General features: G+C 58.7%; 18 protein-coding genes. 14 read left to right on the forward strand and 4 right to left on the reverse strand.

The genetic code is table 11. The features are described from left to right. Positions 1–113: 113 nt before the first annotated feature. Complete coding sequence (gene uppL, locus RBH10_RS10905; RefSeq protein ID WP_281037201.1) at positions 114–929, forward strand: polysaccharide biosynthesis UDP-hexose transferase UppL; 816 nt, start codon at positions 114–116, stop codon at positions 927–929. A 531-nt stretch (positions 930–1,460) separates the two neighbouring features. Here uppL and uppJ read toward each other — a convergent pair. Further along, the gene (gene uppJ, locus RBH10_RS10910; protein ID WP_281037200.1) at positions 1,461–2,405 is read right to left on the reverse strand and encodes a polysaccharide biosynthesis UDP-hexose transferase UppJ; all 945 of its coding nucleotides are present in this window, start codon (positions 2,403–2,405) and stop codon (positions 1,461–1,463) included. Positions 2,406–2,413: 8 nt separating this feature from the next. Then, complete coding sequence (gene uppH, locus RBH10_RS10915; RefSeq protein WP_281037199.1) at positions 2,414–3,325, reverse strand: polysaccharide biosynthesis endo-1,4-beta-xylanase UppH; 912 nt, start codon at positions 3,323–3,325, stop codon at positions 2,414–2,416. 280 nt (positions 3,326–3,605) lie between these two features. On the opposite strand from uppH, the gene uppI reads away from it, so the two are divergent. Beyond that, positions 3,606–4,676 (forward strand): polysaccharide biosynthesis UDP-hexose transferase UppI, encoded by a 1,071-nt coding sequence (uppI, locus tag RBH10_RS10920; protein ID WP_281037198.1) that lies wholly within the window; start codon positions 3,606–3,608, stop codon positions 4,674–4,676. Positions 4,677–4,678: 2 nt separating this feature from the next. Further along, positions 4,679–5,758, forward strand: a complete 1,080-nt coding sequence (gene uppG, locus RBH10_RS10925; protein WP_045017590.1) for a polysaccharide biosynthesis glycosyltransferase UppG — start codon at positions 4,679–4,681, stop codon at positions 5,756–5,758. A gap of 15 nt (positions 5,759–5,773) precedes the next feature. Here the strand turns inward: uppG and RBH10_RS10930 are convergent, their stop codons facing one another. Continuing rightward, positions 5,774–6,844: a GNAT family N-acetyltransferase gene (locus RBH10_RS10930; protein WP_281037398.1), complete on the reverse strand. Its 1,071-nt coding sequence runs from the start codon at positions 6,842–6,844 to the stop codon at positions 5,774–5,776. 527 nt (positions 6,845–7,371) lie between these two features. Between RBH10_RS10930 and uppW the strand changes: the two genes are divergently transcribed. The 9 genes from uppW to RBH10_RS10975 all read left to right on the forward strand — a co-directional run bounded on the left by uppW (position 7,372) and on the right by RBH10_RS10975 (position 17,195). After that, positions 7,372–8,766 (forward strand): Wzy-type polysaccharide biosynthesis protein UppW, encoded by a 1,395-nt coding sequence (uppW, locus tag RBH10_RS10935; protein ID WP_281037197.1) that lies wholly within the window; start codon positions 7,372–7,374, stop codon positions 8,764–8,766. Between the two features lie 161 nt (positions 8,767–8,927). Next, positions 8,928–9,704 (forward strand): ABC transporter ATP-binding protein, encoded by a 777-nt coding sequence (locus RBH10_RS10940; RefSeq protein ID WP_045017586.1) that lies wholly within the window; start codon positions 8,928–8,930, stop codon positions 9,702–9,704. A gap of 43 nt (positions 9,705–9,747) precedes the next feature. Beyond that, complete coding sequence (locus RBH10_RS10945; RefSeq protein ID WP_281037196.1) at positions 9,748–10,518, forward strand: transporter substrate-binding domain-containing protein; 771 nt, start codon at positions 9,748–9,750, stop codon at positions 10,516–10,518. 22 nt (positions 10,519–10,540) lie between these two features. Next, the gene (locus RBH10_RS10950) at positions 10,541–11,263 is read left to right on the forward strand and encodes an ABC transporter permease (RefSeq protein ID WP_045017582.1); all 723 of its coding nucleotides are present in this window, start codon (positions 10,541–10,543) and stop codon (positions 11,261–11,263) included. A 12-nt stretch (positions 11,264–11,275) separates the two neighbouring features. Next, positions 11,276–11,965, forward strand: coding sequence for an ABC transporter permease (locus RBH10_RS10955; protein WP_281037195.1), 690 nt, complete (start codon positions 11,276–11,278; stop codon positions 11,963–11,965). 20 nt (positions 11,966–11,985) lie between these two features. Next, positions 11,986–12,900, forward strand: a complete 915-nt coding sequence (locus tag RBH10_RS10960; protein ID WP_281037194.1) for a homocysteine S-methyltransferase family protein — start codon at positions 11,986–11,988, stop codon at positions 12,898–12,900. A gap of 137 nt (positions 12,901–13,037) precedes the next feature. Beyond that, positions 13,038–13,610: an NADPH-dependent FMN reductase gene (locus RBH10_RS10965; protein ID WP_019565140.1), complete on the forward strand. Its 573-nt coding sequence runs from the start codon at positions 13,038–13,040 to the stop codon at positions 13,608–13,610. Positions 13,611–13,612: 2 nt separating this feature from the next. Beyond that, positions 13,613–14,815: an MFS transporter gene (locus RBH10_RS10970; RefSeq protein WP_281037193.1), complete on the forward strand. Its 1,203-nt coding sequence runs from the start codon at positions 13,613–13,615 to the stop codon at positions 14,813–14,815. 430 nt (positions 14,816–15,245) lie between these two features. Next, complete coding sequence (locus RBH10_RS10975) at positions 15,246–17,195, forward strand: methyl-accepting chemotaxis protein (protein ID WP_281037192.1); 1,950 nt, start codon at positions 15,246–15,248, stop codon at positions 17,193–17,195. A gap of 98 nt (positions 17,196–17,293) precedes the next feature. On the opposite strand, the gene RBH10_RS10980 is transcribed toward RBH10_RS10975, so the two are convergent. Continuing rightward, a complete protein-coding gene (locus RBH10_RS10980) occupies positions 17,294–18,145 on the reverse strand; it encodes a PhzF family phenazine biosynthesis protein (protein WP_281037397.1) in 852 nt (283 codons plus the stop codon). 186 nt (positions 18,146–18,331) lie between these two features. On the opposite strand from RBH10_RS10980, the gene RBH10_RS10985 reads away from it, so the two are divergent. Together RBH10_RS10985 and RBH10_RS10990 are read left to right on the forward strand one after the other, a co-directional pair. Next, positions 18,332–18,727: a hypothetical protein gene (locus RBH10_RS10985; protein ID WP_281037191.1), complete on the forward strand. Its 396-nt coding sequence runs from the start codon at positions 18,332–18,334 to the stop codon at positions 18,725–18,727. Between the two features lie 245 nt (positions 18,728–18,972). Further along, positions 18,973–19,785, forward strand: coding sequence for an APH(3')-I family aminoglycoside O-phosphotransferase (locus RBH10_RS10990; protein ID WP_281037190.1), 813 nt, complete (start codon positions 18,973–18,975; stop codon positions 19,783–19,785). Positions 19,786–19,957 lie beyond the last annotated feature (172 nt).

A 19,957-nucleotide genomic window follows, 5' to 3' on the forward strand; every position in this document is an offset into this window, starting at 1 on the left:
GCGATTTATAAAAATATTAATGATAGTTCTTCGTAGTGTTTGAAGCCTTATACCTTAAGCATAAGCGTGAATATAACAGTGAAACGATGCCTATCTTGGACACCGGACAGAATATGACAGGGAGAGATGTCCCGGATGCGGAAAGGCCTGGCAACCACTGGCCGGTTGTTCCGCTTGCGGCTCTGCCCATCACCGACGCGACCATTGAAGAGACGGCGCAGGATTTTATCCAGCGGGCGGAACGTGGACATGTGGCCGGTGCAAAGCCGTTCTATTCGACATCGGCGAACGGTCAGGTCATCGCGCTCTGCCACCACGACAAGGAATTCGAAGCCCTGCTGCGGCAGGCGGACCAGATTCATGCCGACGGCATGTCGCTGGTGATTTTTTCCCGCAAGTTCTGCCTGAGGCCGCTTCGGGAACGTGTGGCGACGACGGATCTCGTGCATGCGGTGGCCAGCCGGGCCGAAGAGACCGGCACGCGGTTCTATTTCCTCGGCGGCTCCGAAGAGGTGAACCGCGCGGCGGTCGAGGAAATGCAAAAGCTCTATCCGCGCCTCGTTTTTGCGGGACGGCGTAATGGTTATTTCAAACCGGGCGATGAGGAGACGATCCTCGCCGATATCGCCGCATCGAAGACCGATGTTCTCTGGGTCGGTTTCGGCATACCGCTGGAGCAACGTTTCGTTTCGCGCAATCTCGACAGGCTTTCCGGCGTTGCGGTGATCAAGACCTGCGGCGGCCTGTTCGATTTTCTCGCCGGCAAGAACAGCAGGGCGCCGCAATGGATGCAGGATATGGGGCTGGAATGGCTCTATCGCGCCATGCTTGAGCCGAAGCGTCTCGGCAAGCGCTACCTGCTGACCAATCCCATCGCCATATATTCGCTGCTGAAACACCGCTACGGATTCAGGACCGGCAAGGCCTGAGATTGGCGAGCATTTCCCGCTGAATTTTGCAGAATTGCCTCTGGCCGTCATTGCGGTTCGGGGCTGAAATCATGCAAGCGGGATATGCCAATGCCCGTAACCGTCGGATCGCGCCACGTTACATGAGGCTGTTCTAACGTATTGAGCGGATGCGGCCCGCCGCCGAAAATCGTTGCAAGTGGGCGCAACGGCGGTACACTAGGCCGATATTACAAATTTATTCGAATCAGAAATATATTGAGGACAGCGATGGTGATTACGTCCATTTCTCTTTTCGTATATGGCATTGGCACCGTTACTTCTCTTGCCATGACCTATATAGAAGGCGCCCGCCGCGACAAGGATTGGGACTTTTACCGGGTGACCGGTATCATCCTTTGTTTCTTCTGGCCGGTTCTTGTGCCGCTTCTCATTCTCGCAGCCGTTTTTTCGTCATTGGTTTCCCAGAAGCGGCCTATGAATGCGATCTCTTTGCGCAGGGAAAAAACCCTGAGCTGAGAAGCCGGGACATGCGGCCGGACGATCCCGTGTTCAGGCCTTTTTTGCCGGCGCCTTGTAGGGCGTGAGTGTAATGCCGAGGCTTGCCATGACGCGGCCGATGGACACCAGCGGCGGATGGGTGGCGGGCAGCAGCGCCCCGGTTTTCAGGAATGCGGAAACGGCGCGGACCAGCGACAGGCACAGGCTGACGGCGTTTTTGGCGGCCAGCAGCAGCCCGCCTTTCAGGCCCGGGCGACGGGCGCGGTCGATGCTGTAATTGATGATGCCGGTTCGGAGCGAGCGCTCCATGATCCAGCGCGGCGCCATGCGGTTTTCCGGTACATATTCGATGATGAGGGCTTGAGCGTTCCAGGCGAATTTGAAGCCCGCCTTGCGGCAGCGGGTGAAGAAATCCATGTCGCCGCCGCCGAGGAAATTGAACCGCACGTCGAATTCCGGTTTCGCCAGTGTTTCGAAAACCCGCTTTGAGATCAGGCAATTGCCCGATCCGTGGATTTGATCGACCGGGCCTGTCGGCGCCTCGATGGAACCGAACAGCGGATGTTCCAGAACAGCCTTCGGCGCGGGCGCATCGAATTCACGGTTGACCGGCCCGCCGACGATATCGACGCCGAAGGATTTTGCGGCAGAGACCATTTCAGCCAGCCAGACGGGCGAAGCCGCCTCGTCGTCATCGATCATCAGGAACCACTGAGCGGAAGGGTAGCTCTGCCGGGCGGTGCGGAACGCCGTGTTGATGGCGTAACAATTGCCCTGCGTCGGCTCGACCAGCGTTTGGCCCGTCATTCCGTTCTCGGCAAAAAACGCGCGCGCGATGGCCAGCCCCGCCTGGCCCACGCCATCATTGTCGACCACGACGATGGCAAAGGGAAAATCGACCTTCTGGGCCGCCAGCGAATTCAGCGTCTTTTGCAAACCTTCCGGCCTGCGGAAACTTGGAATGCACACCACCGCTTCCGGCATGATCTCGGACATGGACACTCCTAAATTCCGGCAAGCGCTGCGGCGGAAAAAACGACGGCGCGCAGGCTTTGGCGCGGGCGATTGAGAAACGTATCGGCAAGTGCCGAGAAGGCCTCGCGATAACGCCGGGCGCGAAAGGCCTGCGCCACGGTATAGGCATTCATGTGGTTTTCGGATTTGCGGCGAAGACGCTGCAATTCCTGCGGTGGGATGGCGGCGACGATGGCGGGATCGGAAAACACCGCCTCGATGGCCGGTTCGCAATCCCGGAAGGTCAGAAGGCGATTCATCATAACGCTCGTCCGGTGCACCCGGTAATCCAGCACATGGCGGCCAGGCAGATAGACAAAACGGCCGGCGGCGGCCAGCCGGCACCAGCCATACCAGTCTTCCGCATAACGCAAGGTTTCGTCGAAACCGCCGAAATCCTGAAAGACGCGGGTCCTGACCAGCATGATACCGCCATTGACGATGAAGTTTCCGCCCAGAAGCGGCTGGAGGATGAAACCATCAGGTTTTTCCCGCCGGCGAATGAGGTTGCGCCGCCCGATCTTGACGCCATTCTCGTCAATGCGCTCATAATCGCCGTAGACGGCAACGACATCCGGCCCGGAGACGCCGGCGCAAAGGGCGGCAATGGCGCCCGGTTTCACGCGGTCGTCGGCATCGAGGAACATCGTCCATTCGCCGCGCGCCTGCGACAGGCCGAAATTGCGCACGGCGGAAACGCCCTGGCGCCCCTGTGGCCGGGCAAGCAGTTTTACGCGCGGATCGGAGAAACTTTCCACCTTTTGCGCCGTCGTGTCGGTGGAGCCGTCATCGACGACAAGCACTTCGCAAACGGCTTTGCCCTGAAACAAAACGCTTTCGATCGCTTCCACGATGTAACGCTCGCCGTTGCGAACGGGAATGACAATCGAAACGGAAACCAATATTTTTACTCCATCAGGGGCGGGTCAACAATTCTCACAGTGAAGTTACTACCGGATTAAGCCGGCTTGCGCCAATTGTGACGTGGTATAGCGTCAGTTAACCTTGCAAATCTTTAATATCCTTTTGGCATGATCAAGATGTTATGTTTTGAGAATTAGAGCGTCGTGCGTCCATTCGGATGGATCAGGGAGGCTCTGACACTTTTGATTTGCGCATCGTTTCCGTCGAAAATCGATTCCGATTTTCAGGCCGATGTGCCGGGGTTGGGGAGGCGGGCGAATGCGGATCGGGCGGCGGAATTTTCTGGGCGGTGCTGCAAGCGCGGGCCTGCTGCATGCCATGGCCGGGGAGAGCGTTGCCGCGGCTAAGAAACCGCCGGCAAAAATCGCCCCTTACGGTGCGGCCATCTATCTGCCGGACCTTACCGCCGACAGCCGTATCGGCGAGGCGGTAGTCAAATATTGCTCGCGCATCACCCCCGTTACCGAAATGAAATGGGAGGTCATGCGGCCTTCGGCAGACGTCTTCGATTTTGCCGCCGCCGATGCGCTTGCGAACTTCGCGCGCCAGAACAAACTCACCATGCATGGTCATCCGCTTATCTGGTACGCTTCCAACGCGCCCTGGCTTGCCAGCATCGGCAGCGGCGCGAAGGTCGAGAAGCTGATGGAAACCCACATCGTCAAGGTGATGGAACGGTACAAGGACGTGATCCACAGCTGGGATGTGGTTAATGAGCCGATCCCCGATGTGCCCGGCAATGTGCGCTCACGCCGCGACGCCTGGTATTACGGCGCAGGCCCTGACGCCATCAAGAAGGCCTTCGATATCGCCCATGCCGTCGATCCGAAGGCCCAGCTCGTCCTCAACGAATATGATGTGGAATTTGCGGTCGAGAAATCGCCGGCCAAGCGCGCGGCCTTCCGCAATCTCATTCTCGAGCTGCTCGAGAAGGGCGCGCCGATCAATGCTGTCGGCCTGCAGGGTCATCTGCGCGGCGGCTGGCCCATCGCCAAGGACGAGCTTGCCGCCTTTACCAAGGAAATGCGCAGTTACGGTCTTGCCGTGCTGGTGACGGAGCTGGATGCGATGGACCAGACGCTGCCCGCCCCGGAAGCCGAGCGCGACATGCTGATAAACGGTCAGGTCCGCGATTTTCTCGAAGCCGCCTGCGAAGGTGGCCCGCTTTCCTCCATCACCACATGGGGCATTTCGGACCAATATACCTGGATCCGCTGGGCCTATCCCCGCCGGGATGGCACCGCGAACCGGCCGCTGCCGCTCGACTGGAGCTTCAAAGAAAAACCGATGATGGCCGTCATCAATGAATTCCGGAACCGTGGTGCATAATTATGAGTGCTGAAATGCCGCTTCCTCCCGTACAAAAGGCGCTGCAAATCAATCTGCACCCCTTCGACGCACCGCATGCGGCTCTTACCGTGCCGCATCAGCTGCGGGTCTGGGGCGGGCAGGTGGACCGTATTCTCCTGACGGTGGATACCGGTCAGGTCGGGGCAGGCCGCTACAAGGGCAACGGTTTCGAGGCCGCCAGCAAACGCCTCTTCGACATGCTGGATGAAATGCAGGCCAATTATCCGCATCTGCATGTGGATACCGTTGATTATGGTGACGCGGCGCGCAGCGCGGTGGCGGAGACCTTCTTTTCGCGCTCGCCGGTTCCCTATCCCGCCAAGGCCTTCGACGGCGGTCCGTTCCATGTCTATTTCCACGGGTTGAAACGCGCCAACGCCCGTTATGTGCTGCATATGGACAGCGACATGATGTTCGGCGGCGGCAGCCAGAGCTGGTTCGGCGAAGCCATTGCGCTGCAGAAGGCCAACCCGGATGCCCTGTGCATCACGCCGTTTTCCGGGCCGCCCACCGTGCGTGGCGATCTCGATATTTCCCGGCATGTCGGCATGCCGGGGGTGAAGAACATCCCCGAGCCGCGCAAGCTGCCGTCGCGCATTCCCACATGGCGTTTCGCCACGGTTTCCACCCGTCTTTTCATGATCGACATGGACCGTTTCGCCAAGCGTATCGGCTCGCTGGAATTGCTGAGACCAGACGTCAAACGGCGCATCCGCTCCTATGCCTATAACCAGCAGCCGGTCTCGATGCCGGCCGAAGAGGTGCTGAGCAACAACATGATGCGCGCGGGCGTCTACCGGCTGGATTTTCTCGGCACGGCCAAGGGCATGTATTCGCTGCATCCGCCCTATCGTTCGCCCGAATTTTACGCGGCGCTGGGGTCCATCGTCGAGCGCATCGAAAAAGGTGATGTTCCCGAAGGCCAGCTCGGTGATTTCGATATCAACGGATCGATGGTGGACTGGGCGAGCGCGCTTGCGGCCAAGACGCGCTCCAAACGTTACGCGAAAGCGCTGCGCCACCTGATTTCAGCGAATGTCCAGCGTTTCACCAAGGCATAGAGGCCGGTAAAGGCCTCAAAAATCGGTGATGAGCTTGCTCCAGCTCTCCGAGCTTAGGCCGCCAATATAGATATCGCCGGCAAGCGCCCGATCCTTGAGGGCTTCATCCCGGGTGGCCATGCAGAAATAACCGCGATGATGGAAGGTCACGTGGTTCTGGCGGTACAGCGCGTTCATGAGAAAGGGCTGCGACATGCCGGTGACGTGGGCATAGTTCTCGTCATCGAAATGGCGGAACAGCGCGCCGAGCACGTCGTTTTCGCGGCCGGCATCGCAGACGAGGTTCAGCACATAGGCGGTTCGTCCGGCCTGTCCGAAAAACAGGGCGGCGCCGATGGCGCGGCCTTCGGCATTCTCAATCGTCAGACTACGCAATTCGCCGAGCGTGTCGTTGGTCCTGCTCATTTCGATCAGCCAGTGGAATTCCTCGTGGGACCATTCCGGGCGGACGGAAAAACGCTCGATCATCGTCAGCGCGTTGCGGCGGAAAGTTTCGAAATCCACCGGTCTTACCGTGGTGCCGGCGATCTCATTGGGCCTTATGCCTTTTTTCCAAGAGCGCAGGAGACGGTCCACAAATCCGAGCGCCATAAGGCCGGGCCTGGATTTGACCAGTGGCGAACGGCGTGGCATGCGCAGGGCAATCGCGCTGAAGGGCTTGAGCGCCTTATGCCATTGCAGGCTTTCCATCGGCAACATGCTGCCGCCGATCGCGAGCCAATGATCGGCGCTGACGGGTGAGGCCGTGTCCGAAAACAGCATATCGTGTTTCGTCGCCCGCATGCCGCGGGACAGGCGCGCGGCTCCGAGCGCGCCGAGTTTTCCTTTCGACGCGAAAGCACATAACAACCGTGCGGTAATGGTTTTTCCATTCGCGACAAACCGCATGGGGACGGCGAGGATAACGCTTGTTACCCCGTTCTCTCCCGCATCGTAGACGACGCTGCCATATTCCGGATCAAAGGCGGGGCTGCTGAAAAACAATGTTTCGACGTAAGCGCTGAAGTCGAAGTTTCTATCAAGCCCGGTCTTCTTGAACGCGCTGTTGAGCACAACCTCGACGGCCGGGACATCGTCCCTGCGCATGGGGCGAACACCGGGCGCACTTGGCTGAACCGGGCGTTGTGGCGGCCCTTCGTTGTCGCTCTCGTCCATATTGGTGTGTATCGGAACGTTCACCGTCGGTTTCCAGCTTTTTACGCGTTTATGAAATCAACAAGCCAAAGATATATCCAGAGTTGTTAATATACGTTAAACAGAGTTTCGGATCATCGCCCCAATATATCCGTAACGCAGCGAAATAGCGCTTCCGTCAGGTAGACATAAGCAACCTTGACGGTGGCGTATGTTTAGCGAATAATAGGGAAATCAGCAACTTAAATTTGAAGTATGAAGTTTGACATGGTCGAAATTCTATTGGCGCCCATATGTTGACTTCGAAAATCCGGCTCCGTTTCTCTTTTTTTGGTTTATTTCCTTTATAGCGGAATTACTATTCATCCGTGTATTATGAATAACTAAAAAATAGGGTTTTGGCGGGATATTCACGTGACCGAGATGCAGCATCGGATACGATGTGGGAACGTATGGAAAAAGGCAGAGAAAAACACCTTATGGATGCAGCGCATGAAGAGCAGGCGAGTGTCGCTTGGCGCAATGCTCTGTTTTACGCGACGTTCTTTTATTTCACCGTCGGCTTCTCGCCCTATATCTCGCTGTCCTCGACCTATCTGGGATCCGCCATGGCGGCCGGGTCCAACCTGCTCAACCAGCTCACCGCGATCATCCTGCTCATTAGTTTCGTGGCGTTCATGGCAAAGGAGCGGTCGTCTTCCATCGTCTTCACGCCGCGTCTGCTGATGGTGGCGATCTTCGGCTGGTATATCTTCACCTCGCTGGTGGGGGAGGCGCCGATGTTTTCGCTGCGGCGACTTGTCATGTGCGCCATTATCTGCGTGCTTGCCAGTTGCTTCCTGCAATTGCCGCGCACGGAGCGGCATTTCACCACGCTGCTTGCCACATGTGTGCTGATTGTCCTGTTCCTGTGTTATTTCGGCGTCGTCGTCCTGCCCTCACGGTCGATCCATCAGGCAAGCGACGCGCTGGAGCCGCTTCTGGCGGGCAACTGGCGCGGGGTCTTCCGCCACAAGAACGAGGCCGCCTCGATCATGGCGGTGCTGATGATCGTCGGGATCTATCTGTGCAAGCGCTGGTCCTTCGTAGGCGGCCTCGCGGTGCTGTTGCTGTCGTTGATCTTTCTGGTCAAGTCGGGCGGCAAGACGGCGCTCGGCCTGATGCCGATCATCATCGCGACGGGTTGGTTCATCGTGGGTTGGCCCAGATGGCGCTACCTGGTCGTGACCCTGCTTGTCGGAACCTTCGCGATCGTGATCGTCGGCACGACAATCGATCCGGTCTTTTCGCAGATGCTGACGAAGAGGGGGATCGACGCCAGCTTCACCGGCAGAACCGATATCTGGACCGTGGCCATCGAGTATATCCGCCAAAGCCCGATCCTCGGATACGGCTATCAGGCCTTCTGGCGCAGCGATGCCCTGATGACGAGCTTCACCGAGAATAATACCTGGGCAACGACGGCGCCGGATTCCCACAATGGCTATTTCGACCTTGTGCTTGGCGCTGGAGTGCCGGGCCTCATTCTGGTGCTGATGTGGATTTATCTGATGCCGCTTCGCGATCTCGGCAAGATGGACGAGGCCACGCGCAACAGCCCGCTGACGAAGCTTTATGTCGGCGTCTGGCTTTATGTGCTGCTCTACGGCTTTCTGGAAACGATGTTCTTTCTCAGCACGGGCTTCGTCTGGTTTTTCCTCGTCGTCGCCGTGATGGGCCTGCGTCTGCAGGCCAATGCCAGCCTTGTCGTGGACGAGGCGGAGCCTGAGCCTGAGCCGGAACCTGCCCTGACGGGCAGGGATGCGGCCAGCGTGATGAAACGCATCCGGGGCAAATCGCGCAGATCGTTCCTCTCAAATGATGTTTTGAAATGATTTTTCGTTGCAGATGTGTAAAAGAGCCGATTGTTGCGCGCGTTTGCGGCTGATTTCGCTAAACATGCGTGGCTTAAGTCTTTGTTGTTATGCATGTCCTGTCGCAAAACCGCTCCGCATTTTGCTCGACACGCAATGAACCGGATCGGCAAGGTCACTAGATGGCAGATACAGGCGCCTGTGCGCTCGAAGCGGATGACATCCACAAGAGCTTCGGCACGCATGAAGTTTTGAAGGGCGTTTCGCTGAAAGCCCACAAGGGCGATGTCATATCGATCATCGGCTCGTCCGGTTCCGGCAAGAGCACCTTCCTGCGCTGCATCAACTTTCTCGAAACACCGGATCGTGGCCGGGTCATCGTCAATGGCGAGGAGATCGCCACGAAGACCGGCAGGGACGGCAAGGCCGTGCCGAAAAGCTGGCGGCAGGTGGAAAAGCTGCGGACCGGGCTTGGCATGGTGTTCCAGAATTTCAATCTCTGGGCCCATCGCACCGTTCTGGAAAACGTCATCGAGGCGCCGGTCCATGTGCTGGGCGTGAAGCGGCACGAAGCGGTGGAAAAGGCCGAAGCCCTACTGAATAAGGTCGGCCTTTACGACAAGAAAAATGCCTATCCGGCATTCCTTTCCGGCGGGCAGCAGCAGCGCGCCGCGATTGCGCGTGCCCTTTGTGTCGAACCTGCGGTGATGCTGTTCGACGAACCCACCTCGGCGCTCGACCCGGAGCTGGTGGGCGAGGTGCTGAAGGTCATCCGCGATCTGGCCGAAGAAGGCCGCACCATGTTGCTCGTTACCCACGAAATGCGCTTCGCGCGTGATGTTTCCACCAATGTCCTGTTTCTGCATCAGGGTCGTGTGGAAGAGGCGGGGCCGCCGGCGCAGGTGTTCGGCAATCCCTTAAGCGCCCGTTGTAGGGAGTTTACCGGCGCGCTGGCGTAATGACCGTTTCGCTTCGCCGTTTGTTTTAACAGGAGAGACTTGAATGAAATTCTTCGCCACGCTGCTTGCCGGAACGGCATTTGCGGTTTCCGCCTTCACGGCCAGCGCCGATGTTCGCTTCGGCATCATGAACGAGTCCTACCCGCCCTTCTTCGCCAAGGATGCCAGTGGCAAGTGGCAGGGCTGGGAAATCGATCTCATGGACGCCGTCTGCGCGGAAATGAAGGAAAAATGCTCGATCGTCGAGCTTTCCTGGGATGGCCTGATCCCGGCGCTGCAGACGAAGAAGTTCGATGTCATCTGGTCGTCCATGTCCAACACGGAAGAGCGCGAGAAGGTCATCGATTTCACCAACAAATATTACAACACGCCGAGCAAGCTGATCGGCGCCAAGGACGGCAAGCCGGGTGCTGCGCCGGAAGACGTCAAGGGCAAGACCATCGGCATTCAGGTCGCGACCATCCAGTCCGAATATTACAAGAAATATTTCGCGGCTGTTGCCGACGAAAAGACCTACCAGACGCTGGACGAGGCGTTTCAGGATCTCGCCGCCGGCCGTATCGACTATGTCTTCGGCGACTCTCTTGTTCTCGATGCCTTCGTGAAGAGCGATGCCGGCAAGGATTGCTGCGCCGACATGGGCAATGTGGCTGACGATAAGGAAATCCTCGGCCTTGGCGTTTCCGGCGGCCTGCGCAAGGACGACACGGAACTGAAGAACAAGCTGAATGCTGCTCTTGCCGCCGTGCGTGCCAGCGGGAAGTATGACGAGATCACCAAGAAATACTTCACCTTCGATATCTACGGTAAGTAATTCCTCCTGACCGGTCCCGCAAATGGCAAGCCTTGAAACCACGCTGCAACTGCTGTCACCCTATCCTCCGGGATGGGGCGGCACCCTTTTGAAGGGTGCGGCGTCGACGCTTGCCATTTCGGCCGGTGCCTATCTGATCGGTATCGTCATCGGGCTTGCCGGCGCGCTCGGCAAGCTTTCCGGCAACAGGCCGCTTGGCCTCTTGCTCAATCTCTACACGACGGCAATCCGCGCCGTTCCCGAACTGATCCTCATCGTCGGGCTTTATTATGCCGGAACGGACGGGCTGAACCGGCTGTTGCAGCTTGCCGGCCTGCCGCCTTTGGAGGTCAACGGTTTCGTTGCCGCCGTCGCGGTTCTCGGCTTCGTGCAGGGCGCCTATATGACCGAGGTGCTACGCGGCGCGATCCTTGCCATTCCGAACGGGCAGATCGAGGCGGCGCGCGCCTTCGGCATGTCGCCGGCCTTGCGTTTCCGCCGTGTGGTCTTGCCGGCACTGCTGCCGAACGCCCTGCCGGGTCTTGCCAATCTCTGGCTTGCGGTCACCAAGGACAGCGCGCTGGTGGCGGTCGTCGGTTATCAGGAACTGGCGCTGGCGACACGTCTGGCGGGCGCCAGCACCAAGCAGTATTTCCTGTTCTTCCTTGCCGCCGCTTTGCTTTATCTCGCCATCACGCTCGTCTCCAACCTTGTCTTTTCACTGGTGGAACGCCGCGTGCGGCGCGGTCAGCCGGCCTTGGCCTGAGGGGGGAACGGCATGGATTTTTCATGGGTCGCCAAATATTGGCCGCTGCTTCTGTCCGGTGCTTGGCAGACGCTGGCGCTGCTCGTCATCTCCGTCAGCATCGGTTTCGTGCTTGCCATCGGGCTTGCCTTTGCGCAGGTCAGCGGCGGGCGGGTGACGAAAATTCTGGCACGCGCCTATTGCACCTTCTTTCGCGGCACGCCGCTGCTGATCCAGCTATGGCTGCTTTATTACGGCGTCGGCTCGTTTTTGCCGATGATACCCGGCTTACGTCAGAGTTTCATGTGGCCGGTGCTGCGCGAGGGGTTTTTCTTCGCCGCCGTCAGCTTCACACTGAATTACGCGGCCTATGAGGCCGAGGTTCTGCGCGGCGCGCTGCTGGCCGTGCCGAAGGGCGAGCTGGAGGCCGGCCGGGCTTTCGGCATGGGCCGTTTCACCCTTATTCGCCGCATCTGGCTGCCGCGCGCCATCCGCATCGCGCTGCCGACAATTGCGGGCGAGGTGGTGATGCAGCTCAAAGCCACGCCGCTTGCCTTCACCGTGACGGTGATGGACCTCTACGCCGTGGCCTACAAGGTGCGGCAGGACACGCTGCTGGTTTATGAGCCGCTGATCGTCGTCACCGTCTTTTATCTCATTCTCACCGCCATCATCGCCCGCTGTTTCGGTCTCATCGAGCAGCAGGTGCCGGTCCGTCGGTAAATCGTTCAAGGAGTATGAACATGGGCACTATCCGTATCCTCGACGGCGGCATGAGCCGCGAATTGCAGCGGCTCGGCGCCGAGCTGAAACAGCCGGAATGGTCGGCGCTGGCGCTCATCAATTCGCCTGAGATTGTGCGGCAGGTGCATCAGGAATTCATCGAAGCCGGTGCCGATGTCGTCACCACCAATTCCTATGCGCTGGTGCCGTTCCATATCGGCGAAGAGCGTTTTCAAAAGGATGGCGCATCGTTGATCGCCCTTTCCGGCACATTGGCGCGCGAGGCGGCGGATGCGAGCCGCCGTGACGTGCTGGTGGCCGGTTCGCTGCCGCCGATCTTCGGCTCCTATGAACCGCAGAACTTCGATGCCACGCGGGTGCAGAACTATCTCAAGGTGCTGGTCGACAATCTCGCACCTTCCGTCGATGTCTGGCTTGGCGAAACGTTGAGCCTGATCGCCGAGGGTGAAGCTGTGCGTCAGGCCGTTGCCGCAACCGGCAAGCCGTTCTGGATTTCCTTTACGCTCAATGACGACGCGGCTGCGACAAGCGGCGCTGAGCCTGCGCTGCGTTCCGGCGAAACGGTAAAGGCCGCCGCCGAATGGGCGGCACAATCGGGCGCTGCCGCGCTGTTGTTCAATTGCAGCAAGCCGGAAATCATGAAAGCCGCCGTCGAAACGGCGTCGTCGGTCTTCGCGGACAAGGGCGTATCGCTGGAAATTGGCGTTTATGCCAATGCCTTCGAAGGTGAACAGGGCGATTCCGCTGCCAATGAAGGTCTGCATGGAACCCGCGCGGACCTGACCGACGACGTCTATTCGCGTTTCGCCTGCTCCTGGGCGGATGCCGGCGCGACCATGATCGGCGGCTGCTGCGGTATTGGTGCGGCCCACATCCACACGGTCGCGACTGCGTTGCGGCGCGCAGCCGCCTGAAGTCTTAGACAGGCTCCCAGCGACATTGAGTTGAAAGCGGCAGGCTCAACGCCTGCCGTTTTTTTTTCGTCATGGCCATTGACCTCAACTATAGTTGAGGAATTATCAGGGAGTGGAACATTACTGAAGGACGTTCCATGAGCGATAATACACTCTCCATCCGGATCATTTTTGGCAGCGCCCGCAATCCGCGGTTCTGCGATGTCATCGGCAAATGGCTGCAGGACCGGCTCGGCGCATTGCCGGGGATCGAGTTTGCGGTGCTCGACCCGCGTGAGCTTGATCTGCCGCAGGGCCACACGCCCGACCGCGCCTCCGTGCGGCAACTTCGCGAAAGCCTTGATGCCGCCGATGCCTTCATCGTCGTCACACCGGAATATAATCGCAGCTACCCCGGCGCGCTGAAGGTCCTGATCGATTCCGCCTATGACGAATGGGGCGCCAAGCCGGTGGCCTTCGTTTCCTATGGCGGGATTTCCGGCGGCCTGCGCGCTGTCGAGCAGCTTCGCCCGGTGTTTGCGGAACTGCATGCCACGACGATCCGCGATGTCGTCAGCTTTGCAAACCCCTGGGACCGTGTCGATGCCGCCGGGCAGTTCGACCCCGGAGCGCCGGCGGCAAGCGCGCTGGAAACGATGATGGGCAAGCTGGGCTGGTGGGCGCATGCGTTGAATAAGGCGCGTTCCGCAACACCCTACAAAGGGGCTTGAGAATGACTGACAATTCCCCGGCGCTGAAACTCACGCTCCTGTTCGTCGCCACGCTCACCATCATGGCCGGGACCACGGTTGCGCCCTCGCTGCCCGCCATCGAACAGAGCTTCCTGTCGACGCCGAATGTCGAGATCATGAGCCGCATGGTGCTGACATTGCCATCGGTTTTCGTGGCTCTTTGCGCGCCGGTCGCCGGCGTGCTGGCGGATCGGTTCGGCCGCAAGCGGCTGCTGCTCGGAGCGATCCTGCTTTACAGCCTCTCCGGCATGTCCGGACTTTTTGCCGATAGTCTTGCGGGCCTGCTCGTTGGCCGGGCCTTTCTGGGGCTTGCGATCGGCGGCATCATGACGATCGGCACGGCGCTGGTGGGCGATTATTTCGAAGGCCCGGCGCGGGAGCGTTATCTCGGCCTGCAACAGGCCTTCACCCAGCTTGGCGGTGTCGTTTTCGTGGTGGCTGGCGGCTTACTGGCGGATGTTCACTGGCGCGCGCCCTTCGCGGTCTATGCCGTGGCGCTGCTCATTCTGCCGGCGGCCCTGTTGTTTCTGCGGGAGCCGGCAAGAAACAATAGCGGCGTTAAAAACGGCGGCGAACAGGCTTTTGCGGTCAACTGGTTTCTGGTGGCCGTGCTGGCGCTGGCGGTGTTTCTCGTCAACGCCCTGTTTTACACCATCCCTTCGCAATTGCCGTTTTTCCTGCGGGAGCTTGGGCTGTTTTCCGGCAGCGTTGCCGGATACGCCATCGGCATCTTCAATCTGGCGGGCGCGCTGATGGCGCTCAACTTCGGTCGGTTGCGGGCGCGGATTGGCGTAACCGTCATTCTGGCGGGCGGGCTGGTGTTGATGGCCACGGGTTTTGTCCTGCTTGCCGTGGCCGATGGGTTGGTATCCATGCTTTCGGCACTCGCTGTGGTGGGGCTTGGCCTCGGTGCCGTGATGCCGGCTATCATGTCCACAACGATCATGCTGGCACCGCTGCGATTGCGCGGGCGCATCGCCGGCATCGTCACGGCCTCGATGTTTCTTGGGCATTTCATATCGCCGCTGGCAAGCCAGCCGTGGATTGCCCGGTTCGGTTTTGCCGTGACCTATCGCGATATTTCCACGGCGTTCGCCGTCATGGCCGGTCTTGCCGTCATGGCTTCCATCATTCAGCGATGGGCGGCGCTGCGAAAGCCACGGTCTTTTGCCCGGGGTGGATGACACGCTCTCTTTGACGTTGTCACTGATCGATGGGGACGGGGGCATCAGCCCTCGTCCATGCTTTGCCGGTTGATATTTCCTGTAGCCGGCATGAACAAATTGTAAAGTATTTGAATATAATCATTTACTAGAAAACCAACGAAGCGCGGCTGTGAGACAATCAGCCGTTTTCCGGTCATTTTCCTCGAAATACGGCTTGGCGTTTCCGCTTGCTGGCGGCCCCGCTGTGCCACCCGTTGAATAGTGACCTGTCCGTATTTGAGAGGGCAGGCCGGCTTTCTTCGGCGCATGCATGATGCAGCTGCGGTCAAAGCCGATGTTACGGCTACCGAAGCCTTGATGATCGAGGTGATCGACGTGCAATGTCAGTTTTGCCGAACACCTCCGGCACGGGGAAGGAGCGGTCTCCCACTTTCTTCAGGGGTTCCCCGTGTCCTTTCTTCAAAATGCCAGCATCCGCACCAAAATTCTGTCGCTCATTCTACCGCTCTGTATCGTCGGCCTTGGCGCCACCGTCTTCATGTCCAGCCGCTACAAGGAATCGGACACGGCCTATTCGGATTTCATCGCCAACGATAACGCCGCTCTGGTGGAGCTTGCCCGTGCAAACCGCAATCTTTCGGCGGTGGCCTACGGCGCCTATCAGATCATGGCTTATGATGTGAATGGGCCGGAGATAAAGGTCGCCAAACAGACTTACAATGAAAGCAAGATGTTGCTTCTGAAGCGCCTCAACAATGTGAAGGCTGTTTTCGCTGAGGAGGCTGCTTCCATCGATGCCTTCATCGCGCAGTCGCAGGCCATAACCGAGATGACGGACAAGGCTGTCGAACTTGGAATGGCTGACCGCAATGCGGAATCCGCCGCGCAACTGCTCAAGGCGGATACATCCATTCAGGCGACTTCGAATGCCATAACGGCGCTGGTAGACAAGCTGGCCAAAGGCATCGTCAAGGGAAGTGATGAGCTGACGGACAAGACCAATTCGACCATCCTGATCTCGCTGGTGGTTGTCGGGATCGTTTTCCTCGCCGGCATCATTCTCGCACTTTTCGTGGCGTCGCGCGGCATCACGACGCCGATTGCCCGCCTGCGCGCGCGCATGGTGTCGCTTGCCGGTGGTGAGACGGCGGCGGAAATCGACGGCATGGACCGCAAAGACGAAGTTGGCCAGATGGCGGTTGCGGTTCAGGTTTTCCGCGAAAATGCGATCGAGCGCATTCGTCTCGAGCAGGAGACCGAAGCCAATCGCAGCCTGTCGGAGAAAGACCGTATCGAGCGCGAAAAGCAGAAGGCAAGCGAAGCGGCCGACGTCAAATTCGCCGTCGACAATCTCGCAGCCGGTCTTTCTAGGCTTTCGGACGGCGATGTTTCCTATCGCATCGGCCAGCCGTTCACAGCGACGCTTGATGGCGTTCGCAATGACTTCAACATGTCCGCCGAAAAGCTGCAATCGGCATTGACCCGGGTTGCGCAGAACGCCGGTGGCATCGGCGCGGGCGCAAACGAGATCAAGTCGGCCGCCGACGATCTGGCCAAGCGCACCGAACAGCAGGCCGCTGCCGTGGAGGAAACCGCCGCTGCTCTCGAAGAAATCACCACGACGGTGAAGGATTCCACCAAGCGCGCCCAGGAAGCCGGCCTGATCGTCAGCCGTGCCAAGGCGGGTGCCGAACAATCCGGTGAAGTGGTGCGACGCGCCGTGGTCGCCATGGAGCAGATTTCCAAATCCGCCAACGAGATCAGCAATATCATCGGCGTGATCGACGAAATCGCCTTCCAGACCAACCTGCTTGCACTGAACGCCGGTGTCGAAGCCGCGCGTGCGGGTGAAGCGGGCAAGGGCTTTGCCGTCGTTGCACAGGAAGTGCGCGAGCTCGCGCAACGCTCTGCCAATGCGGCGAAAGAGATCAAGGCGCTGATCACCACCTCGAACGATCAGGTGCAGCAGGGCGTTCAGCTGGTGGGCGACACCGGAAAGGCGCTGGCGACCATCGTCACGGAAGTGCAGGAAATCAACCGGCACGTCGTCTCCATCGTGGAATCCGCACAGGAGCAATCCTCTGGCCTCCAGCAGATCAATACGGCAGTCAACCAGATGGACCAGGACACGCAGAAAAATGCGGCCATGGTGGAAGAGACTAACGCCGCAAGCCACAACCTTGCCAAGGAAGTGGCTTCGCTCAACCAGCTGCTCGCACAGTTCAAGCTGGCCGATGCCGCCTATCAGCAGAAGAGCCAGCCCGCTCCGGTCCGCAATGCCGGCCGCGACGACAAATACGTGGCGTCCCCCGTGCGTGCGCTTGGCCGCAAGATTGCTTCGGCATTCTCGGGTAACGCCGCTGTCGATACGTCAAAGGACGATTGGCAGGAGTTTTGATCGAAGATCGGTCGCCAACATGAGCTTCGGCGGGGAGATATCCCCGCCGGTCTTCAACGAACATGCCTCGCAAGCGAAAATCGTTTTGTTAAAGCCGATTACAGAGCGGCCGTGCCGTCTATGCAGGTGGCTACATCTCCGCCAATCCAGATATCCTGCCCGTCCGAAGAGACGTGAAGTCGCCCTTTTCGTCCGACTACTGTCCCTTGAGCCGCCACATAGGACGATGGAGCAATGCCGCTGCCGATGAGCCATTGGGCAATACCGGCATTCGGGCTGCCCGTAACGGGGTCTTCGAAACCAGCTGCGGTGAAGGCACGAACTTCGAAATCCACGTTATCGCTTCCGTCTTCGCCTTCGCACGCGGCCACGATGCCGACCCTTATCCCCGAAATTGCTGCAAAATCCGGCCTTACCGCCAAAACGTCGGCTCGCGTCTTCAGACGAAGGGCTAACCATCCGGGGCCGTTGTCCACCCATTGTGCGTCGACGACAGCTCCCTCCTCAAGGCGCAGACCAGCGCACACCCGTCTGAACAGTTCGGGCTCAATCGACCCTCGCCGAACAAGCTCCGGCGCTGCAAAAGCCAACCTCCCGTCAATTCTGCGAATACGAATGAGACCAGCTTCGCATTGCTGGATGATATCGTTGCCTTTTGAGTTTCCACCATTGGCAAGCCAGACATGGCAAGTTCCCAAAGTAGGGTGCCCGGCAAAGGGAAGCTCTCCGAGGGGTGTGAAAATCCTGACCCGATAATCGGCATCGGGAACCGTGGGTCGGAGAAGAAAGGTTGTTTCGCTAAGATTCGTCCATCGAGCAAAACTCAACATCTTCTCTACAGGTAAATCATCTGCATCGATAACCACCGCCAGGGGGTTCCCCAGCATCGGTTCATGCGAGAAAACATCGACTTGTTGAAACCTGAAATTTTCGCTGCCCGGCCTGTACATGTTGATTCTCGATTTACTTTGTTCGAAACATTTCACTTGATATGCCGCGAAATTCCCAGGAAAGGGAGGCCTTTCGCGGCGTTGTTTTGCAAAGCGCATTTTCGCGCTGGGGCGCAGGCGGCGATCTTGCCGAAATCTATCCGACTGTCCAGGTCGGGATCAAACCGGTCGTGGGGATCGACGAACATGTCTGGCAATTTTCGTTACATCTCATCCTTCAGGCAGCGCATCATGCCCATGATCTTGGGGACGATTTTGCTGGCTGGGAATCTGGAACCGGCATTCGCGCAGGACATGGATTCGCGGGCCCTGTGGGCCGCATCAGCGATGGCGGAGGCCGATTATCACCGCAGCAATCCTTGCAAGCAGTGGAAGGTCGATGAGCAGGCGGTCAAGAAAGTCATTGCCTGGAGCGGCCGAACGCTCAAAGAATTGCGTGCGTCCGAAGACTACCAGTCGCAATGTGACGCCATAAAAGGCGTTGCCCAGCAATATAGTGCCGAGATGGTATGCGAAGCGAGTGGCGCAACTTTCGACGTTGACGAACACGACTACGGTGTTCTCCGTCACTCAAGCTGGTAACGAACGATCTTCCAGCCATCCATGATGGCGGATTGAAAAAAGTGGCTCTTTGCAAACATCTTCAACCGATCCTTGCGGCAGAGTTATGAGCGGGAAACAGCCGTCCGATGTTTCCGCCGCATATTGCCAACCACATTCGTTCCCATTGCCGGCAGGTCGTTGACTTTTAAGGTTCTCGCGTTGATTTTTGTTCGGTTGCAGTACCCATGCCTGCAGTGGGTGTCGGTTCAGGAGGCCCACCATTCATGGATACAGATCGCGAAGAACGCTGTGCGGCAGTGCCCGTGCCCGCGGAAATGTCCGCAGATCTGACAGGTTACGAGTGGGCGCGGAACACCGTTGGCGAATCCGGCAGCGCCGTTTACCGGCTTTATGGCAAGCCCGGCGCATCCGATCTGTTTCTGAAGCACGGCCGGGGTGCGAGCTCTGACGATTTGCTGGACGAGACGAGCAGGCTGCGCTGGATGACCAGGCATGTACCGGTACCCGCCGTCACGGGTTTCGTCAGTACTCCTGATGAGGCGTGGCTGTTGATGACGGCTTTGCCGGGGGAAACGGCCTATCAGGCTCTGGAAGCACGCCCCGAAGACAGGGCAGTCATTATCGATGCGCTGGCGGACGCCATGCGGCAGATCCACGCCATTCCCGTCAACGAATGTCCGTTTAACAGCGATCATGCCTATCGGCTCAGCCTCGCACGACGGCGCATCGACGCGGGTCTTGTCGAGGAAGACGATTTCGATGACGAACGGCAGGGCTGGACCGCCGGACAGGTCTGGCAAGCGATGCACCAGTTGCTGCCATTTACGCCCGATCCGGTCGTCACCCATGGGGATTTCTCACTCGACAATCTGCTGGTGGTCGATGATGAGGTAATCGGCTGCATCGATGTCGGGCGGGTCGGCATCGCCGACCGTTATCAGGACCTTGCCATACTCTGGAACTGTCTCGGTGAGTTCGAAGCGTCCCTGAAGGACAGGTTTCTTGCGCGATATGGCATGTCCGGTCTGGATCGAAACAAGCTGGAATTCCACCTGATGCTCGACGAACTATTCTGACTTAGGTTCAAACGTCGGCTGTTCCGCCGTGTCGGTCTTGCGTGCTTTTCGTGTGAAACGGCCCGATGAGGTAGTCGATGATGGGATCCTGCCCATCCTGTTCTTCGGTGTGGCGCTGTCGCAGGCCTAAAAAAGGGAGCACGGAAGCCAGCCGCAGGCTGTTAAAATAGCA

This window comes from Rhizobium sp. AN73, assembly GCF_030757975.1.
Taxonomy (GTDB): domain Bacteria; phylum Pseudomonadota; class Alphaproteobacteria; order Rhizobiales; family Rhizobiaceae; genus Agrobacterium; species Agrobacterium arsenijevicii.